The organism is Aeromonas sp. R5-1 (genome assembly GCF_040908265.1).
In the GTDB taxonomy this organism is placed as follows: Bacteria; Pseudomonadota; Gammaproteobacteria; order Enterobacterales; family Aeromonadaceae; genus Aeromonas; species Aeromonas caviae.
This window is the reverse complement of the sequence record NZ_JBFODJ010000058.1, coordinates 1-15233: the sequence shown is the minus strand read 5'-3', so window position 1 is coordinate 15233 and position 15233 is coordinate 1. Positions and strand designations below refer to the sequence as shown.

Below are 15233 nucleotides of genomic sequence, written 5' to 3'. Positions count from 1 at the left end.
CATGTACAGGACCTTAAGCGTTGAGTCCCTTTAAAACTCCTTCCAAGGTCCTGTTCTGTATCGATTTTCTCTGCTTGGTTCGGCAAGCGTTCTTGGCCAAATAATCAGCTGCCCATTCCAGTCTTTCCCTTATTTCTGTCAGCGCTCTATGGGCCACTGCTTCCAATAGCGGCAACCACCATGTCGTACTGTTCTTTGACGCTTTCAACATCGATAGCTTCCCTGTCATCACACTCTGCGCGACCCGCCTTTTCATCACCAGCGACAGCAAACTCGTCCACACCAATCCCTCGGCGATGGCTTTCTCCCCCGTCACAAACCCCTTGAGCCGGTTGTGCGATTTCCACTCTTTAAATAACAACTCCACCTGCCAACGGCAGCGATACAGGCTCATCACCTGCTCTGCTGACCATGCCGCTCGCGGCAGGTTGGTCATCCACAAGCAGAACCGCTTTTCCTCGGCAAACCAGCGTCGGATCAAGCGGTACTCGACCTTGCCGGACTTCACCACCATATCCAGCACCTCGGCCCGACAGCGCCGCCGTCCTGCCTCTTTCAGTGACAGTCCCGCCAGTTTTGGCACTTCCCGCCCATCACCGCGCCAGGCCTGGATTATCTTGGGGTTCAGGCTTTGCGTTCCTCGCACCAGATAAAATCCGCCAGCGTCGTTCACCTGCTCAAACCAGGCCCTGTCAATGTAACCCGCGTCAGCCAGCAGCAGGCAGTTGGCCAGCTTGTGAGCCTCAGGGAGAAATTGCCGCTCCCCTGCGGTATCGGCAGACACACTCATGCACAGTGGGCTCTGCTCCGACAGAGACATGGTCATATGGCACTCGATAGCCGCCGGACTGATGGTCTTGAACCGGCCGGGAAAGTCAGCCGCCAGACGCCGGTGCACCGCGAAGGAGGTGCCATCGTGCAATAACACCTGCTTGAACGCGCCGAGGGAGGCCGCTTTGAGTTGATGGTCGATACGCAAGGCGATGGCCCGTTCGACCAGCGCTTTCATAAACAGGGCAAAGCTCTCTTTACGCAGCTGATTGTGAAACGGTTTGTAAGAAACCTGATGCTCTTTCGTCAGCTGCAAGGCATTGAAATGACGGTGTAAGCTGGCAATGTCATTGACCTGGTCGCCCCCCATGGCCCGCAACAGTGCAGGTACGAGCATGGCAGGGGTAATGGCGCGCTGACGCAGACAAAACTTGCAGAGCCGAGCAATGCGCTCGAGTGCGGCGGGAGCCAGGAGTTGCTCCAGATAGTGATTAGCATTAATAATGGTCATAGGCTTCGCGCGTGTTGATTTTGTTTGGCGATAAAATTAGATCACAAACGAAGCCTTTTTTATATCTATTTCAATTGGTTGGCGCTAAAGATCCTGTACATGATAGCAGGCTAGACACCCGTGAACTTATCGAGCACGGCAAGGCCGCGCGGGGTAAGGGAGCCATCGAAACGCAGATGATCCTGAACCATAAAACCGCGATCGAGTTACTGGTCGAAAACATCGACAGTGCCGAATTTAACCGCTACACCCTGATGAACTTGCACAGCGCCCTGGCGGAAAACTTGCTACCCAACCCTGCCGATGAGGGGCGCATTCGCCAACATGCTGTCGACATCAGTAAAAGTATCTATCGCCCGTTATCCACGGCACAACAAATCGAAGAGGTGCTGGACGAGGTGCTGAGCAAAGCCAATCAGATCCACGATCCGTTTGAACAATCGTTTTTCATGATGGTGCACTTGCCCTACCTACAACCTTTTGCCGACATCAATAAACGCACTTCCCGCTTGGCCGCGAATCTCCCCCTGTTTCGTGGCAACCTCTGCCCGCTCACCTTCCTCGATGTACCAGAACAGGCCTACAGCCGCGCCACCCTCGGTGTGTACGAAATGGCCCGCATCGAACTGCTACGCGACCTGTACGTGTGGGCTTATGAACGTTCAACCCAAGAATATCTTGCCATCAAGCGGGATCTCGCCGAACCTGACCCACTTCGCCTAGCATGGCGGGATCTTATCAAACAGACTGTCCGTGGGGTCGTCACGTCGATCCAACTTGATCCACTCAGCACCATTGAACAAGCGGTGTCAGAGAACGTCCCGCAGCAAGAGCGATCGGCCGTACAGGCACTGATTGTTGAAGAGTTGCGAAGGCTGCATGAAGGTGTTCTGGCACGCTATGGTTTACGGCCCTCGGAGTTTATCGCGTGGAAAGCGCAACATGGGCGCTGATTGATACTGTGACAATCGTCGAGTTGAGTATCTATTAAGGTATTCCATAGTGCGGTGCTCTATGCCGAGGACATCATCATGAGTTACCAAAGCCTGGCAGCCACCACTGCCAATATCACAGAGCTCAGACGCAATCCAATGGGGACCATCAAAGAGGGAAAAGGCGATGCCGTCGCCATCCTCTATCGTAACGAGCCAGCATTCTATTGTGTGCCGCCTGAGCTCTACGCCTACTATCTGGAACTGGCCGAAGATGCCGAGCTGAACCGTATTGTCGATGAGCGAGTCAAACGGTCGGAGTTCGTCAGCGTCAACCTGGAGGACCTATGATTTAGAATCCCATCCTTGACATCACTACCCTCAGCTCTTGCAAGTCAACGTTGATCAAGCGCGGGCTGGAGATCAACGCTACGATGCCCCTTATTGTCATCGCAGCATTAGTCGCGTCATGGCCCTCCTCCCCTCATTGTGTGAGCGAACTGGCAGCGCCTGCTGATCTGGGCCCCGGTGTAGTAATAAAGGGGAATTCACTTGGGCGCTTCCGATGGAGACGAACCACTGAAAAGCAAAGGCCGTCAGGCGGCATTCCTGTCTGACTCATCCATCCGGGGTTTTCAGCGTCCAATTTTGACCACCCTGGAGTGTGTGCAACCATCCGATTTTTGGATCGAAGATCCATCAGCAGCTTGTTGTCGTGCTCGGACTTCATGCGGTAGGCTGCGCCCGGCGGCAAGACGTTAGCCTAGTGGTTCATGTCGATGATGACGCAGGGATGGCCGCCACCCGCCGGTTAAACTCGGCAAACTCTTCAGCATTATCTTCCCAACGCTCAATGCTGGCCGCCAGCAGGTCTAACAGCTGGACGTTGTTATCGTAGTCATCCACCAGCTCATCTATCAGTGCCAGCGCACTTTCGTAGTCATGCTGGTTGTCGATATGGGTGAAGTAGGGCAGCTCGGCCAAGGCCTCTCGGAGCTGTACCAGAATGGGTTTCAACATGTCAGAGTTACCTTGTTGGTTGCGCCCCCCCGTTTTCGATAACACTGGGGACCTGTCCAGTTTAGATCTTCAATGGAGGTGGCTGCTTGGTATGACACCATCACTGCATTTGCAAATTTTCCCGAGAAACCTCGGCTAGATTGGCAAAATTTCGTGCTCATCAATTCAAGAAGGTATTTAAAGAAGCGAACGCGGGTGCGAACTTGGGAGCTCCCGTGAAGCGATCGCAACAATCATGGACTCACTGACAGAGACGATCAACCGACGCACCATCGCTGCCTTGGCTTTTGTTGCGCCAACCCCAGTGCACTCCTGCTGAAACTCGTTACACCTTGTTTTAATGGCCCCTTGAATCGAAAGTGCGACACCCATACCTGAGGATCAAGGTTAAATACCGCCTTTAGCGTGTGAAAAACATTTACCGCCTAAAACAGGTAAATATTGATATACCTGCCACAGCGTGTAAATTAAAAGAAATTACGCTACCAGGTAAGTCAAATCATGAAAGTAACCAGCGCCAAGCAACTTAGTGCCTGTCTCAAGGATGCCAGGCTTTCGCAAAAGCTCTCCCAAGGCAAAGTGGCCGGCAAGGTGGGGATCAGGCAGGACACGGTGTCCAGCTTCGAGCTCAATCCCGAGTCAACCAAGCTGGAGACCTTGTTCAAGATCCTCGCCGCACTGGAACTCTCCCTCGATATCAGGCCCCGCACCGATCCTGCGGAAAACGCCACGCCTGGCTGGAAGGAGGAGTGGTAATGGCCAGCCTGACGGTCTACATGAACGGATACCGGGTAGGTACCTTTACCAAGGCGACCAATGGTGCTCACCAATTTCAGTACGATGAATCGTGGGTGAAGTTGCCAGGCAGCCGCCCCATCTCGCTCTCCATGCCATTACGCCAGCAGCGCTACCAGGGCGATGAGGCCTATAACTTCTTCGATAATCTGCTGCCAGATAACCCGGAAGTAAGAAACCGGGTGGTGGCGCGCTATCAAGCCGATTCCACCCAACCCTTTGATCTGCTCAGTTGCATTGGCCAGGACAGCGTGGGGGCATTGCAACTGGTGGCTCAGGGCAGACCTGTGCCAGACGTTAAGCGCATTGAGTGCAAGCCGCTCTCTGACGCCGAACTGGAGCAGATCATGACCAGCTACCAGCAAGGGATCCCGCTTGGTATGGTGAGGGAAGAGGACGATTTTCGGATATCCATCGCCGGGGCTCAGGAAAAGACCGCGTTACTCTACCTCGACAACCGTTGGTGCTTACCGCATGCAGCGACCCCAACCACCCACATTATCAAGCTGCCCATTGGCAAGATCGAAAGCCACTCCTACTCGATAGACCTCTCCCAGAGCGTAGAAAACGAATATCTCTGCACCCTGATCGCCAAAGCATTGGGTCTTCCGGTTCCCCATTGCTTCATCATGCAGGTCGGCAAGGTCAAGGCTCTGGCGGTGGAACGCTTCGATCGGCGCTACGCCACGGATCGCAGTTGGATCATGCGCCTGCCCCAAGAGGACTTCTGCCAGGTGTTGAATGTACCGTCAGCACGCAAGTACGAGAGCCATGGTGGACCGGGCATTGCTGACATCATGACGACCCTGCTGGGATCGGCCACGCCGGAGCAGGATCGGTACCTGTTTATGAAGTCTCAGGTGTTGTTCTGGCTGCTGGCTGCCACTGATGGCCATGCCAAGAATTTCTCGGTGTTTATCGAACCTGAAGGGCGTTTCCGGCTTACACCGTTTTACGACATCCTTTCCATGTATCCTGCATTTGGTGGTAAAGGATTACATCCCCGTGATGCCAAGTTGGCCATGGGGCTTACTGCAACCAAGGGCAAAAAATACGCGATAGAGCAGATATTTCCTCGCCATTTTTATCAAACGGCCAAGGCGATTGGTTTTGAACAAGTGCAGATGGAAAAAATCATCAGCGAACTGACGGATAATCTGGATGAGGTAATATCAATCGTTCGTCAGCAATTGCCTGATACATTTCCCACTGAGATTGCAGATTCAATTTTGGGTGGACTCAGTTCGAAAGCGCAACGCTTAAAACGATAATTGACCAATGTGACAAATGCCTCTTGCATCGCCCCAAATGAGCCTCTATCGAGGCTCATTTTTTTTGCGTACGAGCGAGTGAATGATCCATTTTAGATCAAAAAAACAACTAAAAATGCAGAAGCCTGAAGTGCTAATTTTGGCAACATAAAATTTCCTCAGCTAACCTAGACAGACTTAACGTCAATAAGACATTGATTTTAAAGTATTATATTTATTTGATGTTTGACGTATTCTGATGACATTTTAACTCTATTAACAGGTACGGCCTTCTAAGCCGTGGGTCGCAGGTTCGAATCCTGCAGGGCGCGCCATCGATACACATGAGTTTGATTGCTGTATCGAAGGCAGATTTCAGTGGTGGCTGTAGCTCAGTTGGTAGAGTCCCGGATTGTGATTCCGGTTGTCGTGGGTTCGAGCCCCATCAGCCACCCCATTATTCCCCTCCAGGCTGGGATCAGCCTGATGAGACAGCAGCACGCTGTCTGTTTGGACCGGCCACTGGCCGGTCTTTTTGTTTCTGCGCCGTCCGCTTTTTGGCGCAACGCCCCCACCCCATCCTCTGGCGCTCGGCGCCCTGCTCAGGATGCAATCCGGACCGCCGTCACAAAAATGGGGTTTTCTGCCCCGCTCAAGACACGCCCTCCCCATACCATGACCCAGCGCAAGTCCAGGTCTGATCCTTCGTGTTATGGATAAAAAAATTGATAGCACGGCTGCCAGGGCGCTCCTTCCTTCTCTTATCCCTTGTACAGGAGCAGCCAAATTCGATGGCACCGATTCATCTTTTCGTAATACGGTCACCCCATCCTTAATCAATTAGCTGAAATATAAGGAGTTATTGATAACCTCCCGATGCCGGTCCAAGGCCCAGCCTGTCACATGCCCCGCCGGTTGCAGGAAAAGTTCCCATACTGAGTTGTCTGCATTGCACATGACTGCCAAGGAGAGACAGAGATGAGTGAAGAAAGCAAATGCCCCTTCAACCACACCGCCGGCGTCGGCAGAACCAATCGAGATTGGTGGCCGAACCAGTTGCGGCTGGATCTGCTGCATCAGCATTCCCCCGGCGCCGATCCCATGGACAAGGACTTTGACTACGCCAAAGCCTTCGCGAGCCTGGATTACAAGGCACTCAAGAAAGATCTGGTCAAGCTGATGACGGATTCCCAGGAGTGGTGGCCGGCGGACTTCGGTCACTACGGCCCCCAGTTCATCCGCATGACCTGGCATGCTGCGGGCACCTATCGCACCACCGACGGTCGCGGTGGTGGCGGCCGTGGCCAACAGCGCTTCGCCCCCCTCAACAGCTGGCCTGACAACGTCAACATCGACAAGTCCCGTCGCCTGCTCTGGCCCATCAAGCAGAAATACGGCAACAAGATCTCCTGGGCCGATCTGCTGATCCTCGCCGGCAACGTCGCCCTGGAGACCATGGGTTTTCGCACCTTCGGCTTTGGCGGTGGGCGGCCAGACGTGTGGGAGCCGGATCAGGACGTCAACTGGGGGGATGAAATTGCCTGGCTCGGGGTCGATCCCGATCGGGTCAAGGGCGATCGTGAGCTTACAGCCCCCTTCGGTGCCACCCACATGGGCCTCATCTACGTCAACCCGGAAGGGCCCAACGCCAGCGGCGATTACATGGAGGCGGCCAAGGACATCCGTTCCACCTTCGGTCGCATGGCCATGAACGATGAAGAGACGGTCGCCCTCATCGCGGGCGGCCACACCTTCGGCAAGGCCCACGGCGCCGCGCCCGAATCCCACAAGGGGCCAGAGCCGGAAGCCGCGCCTCTGGAGGCACAGGGCCTCGGCTGGATGAGCGACTTCGGCAGCGGCCATGGCAAGGACACCGTCTCGAGCGGGCTCGAAGTGACCTGGACCAAGACACCGGCCCTGTGGAGCAACAACTTCTTTGAAAACTTGTTCAACTACGAGTGGGAGCTGACCAAGTCGCCAGCCGGCGCCAAGCAGTGGGTGGCCAAGGATGCGCCGGAGATCATTCCCGATGCGCACATCCCGGGCAAGTTCCACAAGCCGACCATGCTCACTACCGACCTGACCCTGCGCTTTGACCCCGAGTTTGGCAAGATCTCCCGCCACTTCTACGAGGATCCGCAGGCCTTCGCCGATGCCTTCGCCCGCGCCTGGTTCAAGCTGACCCACCGCGACATGGGCCCCATCGCCCGCTACCTGGGGCCGGAAGTACCCAAAGAGGAGCTGATCTGGCAAGACCCCATCCCCGCCATCAATCATCCCCTGATCGATGACAAGGACGTGGCCCTGCTCAAGGAGCAGATCCTGGCGACCTCCCTGTCCGTGGCCGAGCTGGTCTCCACCGCCTGGGCCTCCGCGTCCACCTTCCGTGGCTCCGACAAACGCGGTGGCGCCAACGGTGCCCGCATCCGCCTCGCTCCGCAAAAGGAGTGGGCCGTGAACCAGCCTGCCCAGCTTGCGAAAGTGCTTCAGGCCCTCGACGGGATCCAGCAGGTCTTCAACGCCTCAGCCACCGGCGGCAAGCGGGTCTCCCTCGCCGACCTGATCGTGCTGGCGGGCAGCGTGGGGGTCGAGCAGGCCGCGAAGAGAGCCGGTGTCGCCGTGACTGTGCCCTTCGCACCGGGTCGCATGGATGCCTCCCAGGCGCAGACGGACGTCGACTCCTTTGCCGTGCTCGAGCCCCTCGCAGACGGGTTCCGCAACTACGCGGGCGAGTGTGCGGGCTTCGCGGAGACCATGCTGATCGACAAGGCGCAGCTACTCACCCTGAGTGCCCCCGAGATGACGGTACTGGTGGGCGGCATGCGGGTGCTCGGCACCAACGCGGGCAACTGCCACGGGGTCTTTACTGCCGCCCCGGGTACCCTCTCCAACGACTTCTTCGTCAACCTGCTCGACATGAGCACGGAGTGGAAGCCGGCGGCGGGCAGCCAGGGAGTCTATGAAGGCCGTGATCGCCAGAGCGGCAAGGTGAAGTGGACCGGAACCCGGGTCGATCTCGTGTTCGGCTCCAACTCCCAGCTTCGCGCCCTGGCGGAGGTCTACGCCAGTGCGGATGCCAAGGAGAAGTTCGTGAAGGACTTCGTGGCGGCCTGGACCAAGGTGATGAATCTGGATCGCTTCGACCTCGCCTGAGGCTAAAGCACTGCTCGACCACCAAGCCCGGTATCACTACCGGGCTTTTTTATCGATGCTAAAGGGGAGTCCCATCCCTCCCCTTTGAGTGCTGCCATCGACCAACCCGCAAGGGGAGATGGCCAATGCCCCCAGCCCCGGGAAACCAGGAAATACCCCAGCAGGGCCTGACGCGCTCACCTTCATGGGCACAACCCCATTTCAATGAGTGGACATGATCGCCGTCCCATGAAATGTTCACGTATGACACTCAGGCCCGAGTCTTCACAAGAATCCTTCTATAGTCATCGGGATAGAATTGAAGCGACCCACATCAGCAAGGATGTTTAAATGCCAATTACACGCAGAGAGTTTTACAAGCTAGCACTGGGATCCGCCGTCGGTCTGACGGCATTGAGACTTCCGACTCCGGCGTTTGCCGAAGGGTTGTCACTGAAGACACCACTGCGCCATGGCGCCGGCCAACCAGGTGAAACCGAGAGTGGCCTGCCGCCAGCGGGCTCCGTCAGCTCGGTCGAAGATTTTGAGTACCAGATCAAGTACCAGCGGGCCTTCGAGGCTGTCTTGTGGAACATGCCGGCGGTCGCCATCTACAGCTTCCGGCGCGCCGCCTTCGACAATCTGGGTCTCAAAGACAACGACATCATCGCCTATGCCAAGCCTGCCACCCCGCATCTCGAGGCCATCACGGCCAACAGCACCACCCCCTACATCACGGCCTTCACCGACTTGCAACACGGCCCCACCGTGCTGGAAGTGCCCGCTGCGGGCCCGGATGGCAGCCTGTATGGGCAGATTGTCGATGCCTGGCAATTCACCATAGCGGATGTGGGCCCGGCGGGGCTCGACCAAGGCAAGGGCGGCAAGTTTTTGCTGACGCCCCCCGGCTACAGCGAGCCGATCCCGGCCGGCTATCTGCATGTTCCTTCCCCGAATTATCGCGTGGCGTTTGCCTTTCGCTCTGTGCCAGCGCCCGGCAAGTCGACGAACGATGCCTATCACTACTCCAAGCGCCTGCGCATGTACTCTCTCTCCGAGGCGAGCAATCCGCCGACCCAGCGCTTCGTCGATCCGGGCAACAAGCGCTACCCGACCCTGCCCTACTACGACGAGCGTCACTTCGCGGATCTGCATGCAGTGGCCAGCGTCGAACCCGTGCGCGAGCAGGACAAGGTGATGATGGGGATGCTCACCTCCCTTGGCATAGGTCGCGGCACCTCATTCAACCCGGATGAGAAAACCCGCAAGGCGATGCGCCAGGCGGCCATCGATGCCTGGTTCTACATGCAGCATTGGTATGACAATTTCCCGAAGGAGAAACGCTACTGGCCTGATCGGCACTACGCCTCCCTCTTGCAGAGCGATGACAACAAGACCTTCACCTTCACTTATGAGGATCGCATCGACCTCATCAATCGCGCCGCCGAGTACTTCTGGTGTACCTATATGCCCAAGGTGCTGAACGATACCCCCGCCACCCAATACCTGATGTCGCTTGCTGATAGCGAGGGCAGGCTGCTGGAGGCAGGACAACTGTACAAGCTCACCATCCCGGCCAAGATGCCGGTCAAGCAGTTCTGGGCATTGACCGTCTACAACCGCGACACCATGTCCTTCATCTACAGCGACAGCGGCCGTACCACCCTCTCCTCCTACGATCTCGACAAGATGGCCAAGAACCCGGACGGCGGCGTCACCCTCTATGTGGGCCCGACCGCCCCGCCAGGCAAGGAAAACAACTGGATCCCGACCAGTGGCAAACGCCCGCTGCCGGCCATGCGCTTCTATGGCCCGACCGACGAGTTGAACCACAAGACCTTTAAGCTGGCGGATTTCGAGCGGGTGTAAACGATGAACAGGCGTGGAGCACCATGAGAAAGTCATCCCTTGCGGCAGCATCATGTATCGCTACCACGCCTTCATGGCACAAATCACTGACAAGATGGCACAGGATGCCCATATCTACGGCTATTCCATGGAGGAAGCCTACAAGTTCTTCTATGGAACGGCGGTCAAGACCGGCACCCCGCGAAACCGCTTCCAGAACATTCGCCACCTGGCGGACGATACCGAACACCCGGGCATCAACAACGATACCCTGCACCTGCAAGGCTGGCTGGATCTCAGTGCGGAGCCGGTGATCGTCAGCGTGCCGGGTATGGACAAAGGCCGTTGCTGGATCCTGCACACCCTGGACATGGGCCATTACACCACCTCGATGAGCGGCTGACGCACCCAAGGCACCAAGGGGGGTCACTTCACAGGTCGGTTTTTTATTGCCGGATAAGGGCGGGATCCACGGCTAGACAGATTCGGTGTCGAGCCGGGATCTCGCTTATTTACAGTCAGACATTCACTGCCTTTTCTATTAAAGAGATTGCATAAACACATGGTTGAATGATGATTTATGAGATCAATAACAGGTTCTATTTAATACAGGCAGCATGTTAAACAACCCAGCTATAGTGTCCCGCCGTTGCTGGCGATGACTCTGCGATACCAGTCGAAGCTGCGCTTCTTGCTGCGCGCAAAGCTGCCGCTGCCGTCGTCGTTCTTGTCCACGTGGATAAAGCCGTAGCGCTTGCTGTACTCCCCTGTGGTGAAGGAGACGCAGTCGAGACATCCCCAGGGGGTGTAACCCATCACCTCCACCCCGTCCTCGACGATGGCAAGCTTCATCTGCTCGATATGGGCCCGCAAGTAAGCGATGCGGTAGTCATCGTCTATCTCTCCCCGCTCGTCTTTCTGATCCCGCGCCCCGAAGCCGTTCTCGACGATAAACAGCGGCTTCTCGTAGCGGCCATGGAGCAGATTCAGGGTATAACGCAGCCCGACGGGGTCGATTTGCCAGCCCCACTCGGAGGCCTGCACATGGGGATTTGGCACACTGCCCTCGAAGCCCGACAAGGCGGTGCCCGTGCCGGCGCCGTGGGCCCGCACCGCGTTGCTCATGTAGTAGCTCAGCCCAATGTAATCGGCGCAGCCCGCCCGCAGCGTCTCCTCATCCCCCGCTTCCATGACAATCTCATAGCCCTTGCGTTGCCATTCCTTGCGGATATAGGCGGGGTAATGGCCGCGCATGTGAACGTCCCCGAACAGGAAGCGCTCGCGCATGGCGATTTCCGCATACATCACATCGTCCGGGTGGCAGGAGTAGGGGTAGAGGGGCACCATGGCCAGCATGCAGCCGATCTGCAAGCCCGGGTTGATCTCATGGCCCAGACTGACCACCTTGGCGCTCGCCACGAACTGATGGTGCAGCACCTGGTACATACACTCTTCCGGGTTCGGCTCCTGGTTGTAGATGACCCCGGAGCAGCAGTAGCCAAACAGCGGCACCTTCCAGTTGCGCTGGTTGTTGATCTCGTTGAAGGTCATCCAGTATTTGACCTTGTGCTGGTAGCGGCGCAGCACCACCTCGCTAAAGCGCACGAAGCAGTCCAGCACGGTGCGGCTCTTCCAGCCGCCGTACTGGGTCACCAGGTGGTTCGGCATCTCGAAGTGGGAGAGCGTGATGACGGGCTCGATGCCGTGGCGCAGCAGCTCGTCGAACATGTCGTCATAAAAACGCAGCCCCGCCTCGTTCGGCTCGGCCTCATCCCCCAGCGGGAAGATGCGCGACCAGGCGATGGAGGTGCGAAAACACTTGAAGCCCATCTCGGCAAACAGTGCGATGTCGTCTCTGTAGCGGTGGTAGAAATCCACCGCCTCGTGGTTGGCGTAGCGATGACCGGCCTCAATCTTGTCGGTGATGACGCGCTCCACCCCGTGGGCGCCGCTGGTGAGCACATCGACGATGCTGAGCCCCTTGCCGCCCTGATCCCAGCCCCCTTCTACCTGGTGGGCGGCGACCGCCCCCCCCCACAGAAAGTCTTTCGGTAATGCGTTGTTCATGACTTGTCGCTCCTTATACGGCTTTGGATGTCAGCGGCTGGGGTTGGCTTATTTCGGCATCGGTCTGAAAGCCCGCCATCCAGGAGAAGATGACGCCCAGGGTAAAGGCCACGCCGATGGAGAGCAGGAAGCCCAGGAACTGCGCCATGTGGCCCTCTTTGAAGAACACCGGCAGCACGGCGATGCCGGGGATGCAGTAACTCCAGGAGACCGCGTTGAAGGCTCCCGCGACCGTACCACCGATGGCACCGGCCAGGCAGCCGCAGATGAGCGGGCGTTTGAAGCGCAGGGCCACCCCGTAGATGGCGGGTTCGGTGATGCCAAACAGGGCGGTCACGCCGGCCGAGAGGGTCACGCTTTTCAGCTCGGGATCCTTGGCCTTGAAGTAGACCCCGAACACGGCGCCGGCGATGCCGAACACGGCGGAGGCTTGCAGGCCGGTAAAGGTGTCATAGCCCAGAGTGGCGTAGTTGCCCACCGTCACCGGGGTGATGCCCCAGTGCACGCCGAGGGTCACCAGGGGTGTCCAGACAGCCCCCACCACGAAGCCGGCGATGGACGGGCTCAGGTGATAGAGGGTGTTGTAGATGCCACCGATGGCGCCGCCGATGAGGTTGCCGATGGGGCCGAAGGCCAGCAGGGTCAGGGGCACCATGATGGCGAGGCAGAACATGGGAGTGAAGAGGTTGCGCACCACCACCGGCAGGATCCGCTCGAAGAAGCGCTGCACATAGGACATGGCCCACACCATCAGGATGATGGGGATCACCGAGGCCGTGTAGCTCAGGTACTGCACCGGCAGACCGAGGAAGCTGAGCGGCGCGCTGTTAAGGGGAACCCCCACCAGGTTGACGATGGCCTCGTTGATGGCCGGGTTCTCCATCGCCGACTGCATCAGCGCTTGCACCGCCGGATCCGCGGAGTTTGCCAGGATGATTTTGTTCGCGGTCAGCATGTTCATGTAATCGGGCGACACCAAGGCGCAGGCGGCGATCACGGCGGTGAAGGGGTTCACGTTGAACTTCTTGGCCGCGGTGAAGGCGACCATCACCGGCAGGAAGGTAAAGCCGGTCCAGGAGACGAAGTTGAGGATGCGGAAGGTGCCGCTGGCGGAGTCCATCCAGCCGATGGCGGCGAAGAAGGAGATGAGCCCCTGCAACACGCCGCAGGCGGCCAGTGGGTAGAGGAAGGGGGCGAAGATGCTGGAGATGATGTCCATCAGGTGGTTGACCATACCCACCTTGGGGGCGTCGACCACGGCGTTTTCGTCGATCTGCACCCGTTTTTGCACTTCCCGATAGGCATCCCCGACGTGGTTGCCGATCACCACCTGCAGCTGACCGCTGGACTCGATAACGGTGATGACCCCTTGCACCCGTTTCAACACCTCCTTGTCGACCCGTCCCATCTCTTTTAGGACAAACCGCAGCCGGGTGGCACAGTGGGTGACGCTGATGACGTTGCTGTCACCACCAATCAACTCGACGATCTGTTTCGCCGAGTCCGCATAGTTAATTGCCATACATGTACAGGATCTTTAGCGCCAACCAATTGAAATAGATATAAAAAAGGCTTCGTTTGTGATCTAATTTTATCGCCAAACAAAATCAACACGCGCGAAGCCTATGACCATTATTAATGCTAATCACTATCTGGAGCAACTCCTGGCTCCCGCCGCACTCGAGCGCATTGCTCGGCTCTGCAAGTTTTGTCTGCGTCAGCGCGCCATTACCCCTGCCATGCTCGTACCTGCACTGTTGCGGGCCATGGGGGGCGACCAGGTCAATGACATTGCCAGCTTACACCGTCATTTCAATGCCTTGCAGCTGACGAAAGAGCATCAGGTTTCTTACAAACCGTTTCACAATCAGCTGCGTAAAGAGAGCTTTGCCCTGTTTATGAAAGCGCTGGTCGAACGGGCCATCGCCTTGCGTATCGACCATCAACTCAAAGCGGCCTCCCTCGGCGCGTTCAAGCAGGTGTTATTGCACGATGGCACCTCCTTCGCGGTGCACCGGCGTCTGGCGGCTGACTTTCCCGGCCGGTTCAAGACCATCAGTCCGGCGGCTATCGAGTGCCATATGACCATGTCTCTGTCGGAGCAGAGCCCACTGTGCATGAGTGTGTCTGCCGATACCGCAGGGGAGCGGCAATTTCTCCCTGAGGCTCACAAGCTGGCCAACTGCCTGCTGCTGGCTGACGCGGGTTACATTGACAGGGCCTGGTTTGAGCAGGTGAACGACGCTGGCGGATTTTATCTGGTGCGAGGAACGCAAAGCCTGAACCCCAAGATAATCCAGGCCTGGCGCGGTGATGGGCGGGAAGTGCCAAAACTGGCGGGACTGTCACTGAAAGAGGCAGGACGGCGGCGCTGTCGGGCCGAGGTGCTGGATATGGTGGTGAAGTCCGGCAAGGTCGAGTACCGCTTGATCCGACGCTGGTTTGCCGAGGAAAAGCGGTTCTGCTTGTGGATGACCAACCTGCCGCGAGCGGCATGGTCAGCAGAGCAGGTGATGAGCCTGTATCGCTGCCGTTGGCAGGTGGAGTTGTTATTTAAAGAGTGGAAATCGCACAACCGGCTCAAGGGGTTTGTGACGGGGGAGAAAGCCATCGCCGAGGGATTGGTGTGGACGAGTTTGCTGTCGCTGGTGATGAAAAGGCGGGTCGCGCAGAGTGTGATGACAGGGAAGCTATCGATGTTGAAAGCGTCAAAGAACAGTACGACATGGTGGTTGCCGCTATTGGAAGCAGTGGCCCATAGAGCGCTGACAGAAATAAGGGAAAGACTGGAATGGGCAGCTGATTATTTGGCCAAGAACGCTTGCCGAACCAAGCAGAGAAAATCGATACAGAACAGGACCTTGGAAGGAGTTTTAAAGGGACTCAACGCTTAAGGTCCTGTACATG

General features: G+C 57.3%; 12 protein-coding genes and 1 tRNA gene. 9 read left to right on the top strand and 4 right to left on the bottom strand.

Translation table 11 applies throughout. The features are described 5' to 3' along the window. Window positions 1-13: 13 nt before the first annotated feature. Window positions 14-1282, bottom strand: a complete 1269-nt coding sequence (locus tag AB5Y64_RS09150; protein ID WP_041205731.1) for an IS4-like element ISAeme3 family transposase — start codon at window positions 1280-1282, stop codon at window positions 14-16. Between the two features lie 11 nt (window positions 1283-1293). On the opposite strand from AB5Y64_RS09150, the gene AB5Y64_RS09145 reads away from it, so the two are divergent. Both AB5Y64_RS09145 and AB5Y64_RS09140 read left to right on the top strand, forming a co-directional pair. After that, entirely contained in the window at window positions 1294-2235 is a 942-nt protein-coding gene (locus AB5Y64_RS09145) for a Fic family protein (protein WP_368203654.1), read from the top strand. A gap of 78 nt (window positions 2236-2313) precedes the next feature. Beyond that, complete coding sequence (locus AB5Y64_RS09140) at window positions 2314-2565, top strand: type II toxin-antitoxin system Phd/YefM family antitoxin (protein ID WP_010674977.1); 252 nt, start codon at window positions 2314-2316, stop codon at window positions 2563-2565. 420 nt (window positions 2566-2985) lie between these two features. Here AB5Y64_RS09140 and AB5Y64_RS09135 read toward each other — a convergent pair whose 3' ends face one another. Further along, on the bottom strand, window positions 2986-3234 hold the full coding sequence (locus AB5Y64_RS09135) for a hypothetical protein (RefSeq protein WP_010674978.1): 249 nt from the start codon (window positions 3232-3234) through the stop codon (window positions 2986-2988). 501 nt (window positions 3235-3735) lie between these two features. Between AB5Y64_RS09135 and AB5Y64_RS09130 the strand changes: the two genes are divergently transcribed. The 6 genes from AB5Y64_RS09130 to AB5Y64_RS09105 all read left to right on the top strand — a co-directional run bounded on the left by AB5Y64_RS09130 (window position 3736) and on the right by AB5Y64_RS09105 (window position 10662). Continuing rightward, complete coding sequence (locus AB5Y64_RS09130) at window positions 3736-3990, top strand: helix-turn-helix domain-containing protein (protein WP_005329233.1); 255 nt, start codon at window positions 3736-3738, stop codon at window positions 3988-3990. Beyond that, the gene (locus tag AB5Y64_RS09125; protein ID WP_005329232.1) at window positions 3990-5300 is read left to right on the top strand and encodes a type II toxin-antitoxin system HipA family toxin; all 1311 of its coding nucleotides are present in this window, start codon (window positions 3990-3992) and stop codon (window positions 5298-5300) included. Before AB5Y64_RS09130 ends, AB5Y64_RS09125 begins: the two co-directional genes overlap by 1 nt. A 360-nt stretch (window positions 5301-5660) precedes the next feature. Next, a tRNA-His gene (locus tag AB5Y64_RS09120) sits at window positions 5661-5736 on the top strand. A 521-nt stretch (window positions 5737-6257) separates the two neighbouring features. Beyond that, complete coding sequence (gene katG / locus AB5Y64_RS09115) at window positions 6258-8432, top strand: catalase/peroxidase HPI (RefSeq protein ID WP_368203652.1); 2175 nt, start codon at window positions 6258-6260, stop codon at window positions 8430-8432. A gap of 330 nt (window positions 8433-8762) precedes the next feature. Continuing rightward, a complete protein-coding gene (locus tag AB5Y64_RS09110; RefSeq protein ID WP_161470494.1) occupies window positions 8763-10280 on the top strand; it encodes a DUF1254 domain-containing protein in 1518 nt (505 codons plus the stop codon). A 13-nt stretch (window positions 10281-10293) separates the two neighbouring features. Continuing rightward, on the top strand, window positions 10294-10662 hold the full coding sequence (locus AB5Y64_RS09105; RefSeq protein WP_279967653.1) for a DUF1254 domain-containing protein: 369 nt from the start codon (window positions 10294-10296) through the stop codon (window positions 10660-10662). Between the two features lie 230 nt (window positions 10663-10892). Here the strand turns inward: AB5Y64_RS09105 and AB5Y64_RS09100 are convergent, their stop codons facing one another. Together AB5Y64_RS09100 and AB5Y64_RS09095 are read right to left on the bottom strand one after the other, a co-directional pair. Continuing rightward, window positions 10893-12326: a 6-phospho-beta-glucosidase gene (locus AB5Y64_RS09100; RefSeq protein WP_201888266.1), complete on the bottom strand. Its 1434-nt coding sequence runs from the start codon at window positions 12324-12326 to the stop codon at window positions 10893-10895. Between the two features lie 13 nt (window positions 12327-12339). Then, window positions 12340-13848: a PTS transporter subunit EIIC gene (locus AB5Y64_RS09095; RefSeq protein WP_045524479.1), complete on the bottom strand. Its 1509-nt coding sequence runs from the start codon at window positions 13846-13848 to the stop codon at window positions 12340-12342. Between the two features lie 103 nt (window positions 13849-13951). On the opposite strand from AB5Y64_RS09095, the gene AB5Y64_RS09090 reads away from it, so the two are divergent. Then, window positions 13952-15220 (top strand): IS4-like element ISAeme3 family transposase, encoded by a 1269-nt coding sequence (locus AB5Y64_RS09090; RefSeq protein ID WP_041205731.1) that lies wholly within the window; start codon window positions 13952-13954, stop codon window positions 15218-15220. The last annotated feature ends 13 nt before the right edge of the window (window positions 15221-15233 follow it).

What these genes read in the sequence shown, in the direction of transcription:
- AB5Y64_RS09100 (WP_201888266.1), bottom strand. Translation starts at nt 12,326, where the DNA reads ATGAACAACGCATTACCGAAAGACTTTCTGTGGGGGGGGGCGGTCGCC.
- AB5Y64_RS09095 (WP_045524479.1), bottom strand. Translation starts at nt 13,848, where the DNA reads ATGGCAATTAACTATGCGGACTCGGCGAAACAGATCGTCGAGTTGATT.
- AB5Y64_RS09140 (WP_010674977.1), top strand. Translation starts at nt 2,314, where the DNA reads ATGAGTTACCAAAGCCTGGCAGCCACCACTGCCAATATCACAGAGCTC.
- AB5Y64_RS09110 (WP_161470494.1), top strand. Translation starts at nt 8,763, where the DNA reads ATGCCAATTACACGCAGAGAGTTTTACAAGCTAGCACTGGGATCCGCC.
- katG (WP_368203652.1), top strand. Translation starts at nt 6,258, where the DNA reads ATGAGTGAAGAAAGCAAATGCCCCTTCAACCACACCGCCGGCGTCGGC.
- AB5Y64_RS09125 (WP_005329232.1), top strand. Translation starts at nt 3,990, where the DNA reads ATGGCCAGCCTGACGGTCTACATGAACGGATACCGGGTAGGTACCTTT.
- AB5Y64_RS09135 (WP_010674978.1), bottom strand. Translation starts at nt 3,234, where the DNA reads ATGTTGAAACCCATTCTGGTACAGCTCCGAGAGGCCTTGGCCGAGCTG.
- AB5Y64_RS09090 (WP_041205731.1), top strand. Translation starts at nt 13,952, where the DNA reads ATGACCATTATTAATGCTAATCACTATCTGGAGCAACTCCTGGCTCCC.
- AB5Y64_RS09150 (WP_041205731.1), bottom strand. Translation starts at nt 1,282, where the DNA reads ATGACCATTATTAATGCTAATCACTATCTGGAGCAACTCCTGGCTCCC.
- AB5Y64_RS09130 (WP_005329233.1), top strand. Translation starts at nt 3,736, where the DNA reads ATGAAAGTAACCAGCGCCAAGCAACTTAGTGCCTGTCTCAAGGATGCC.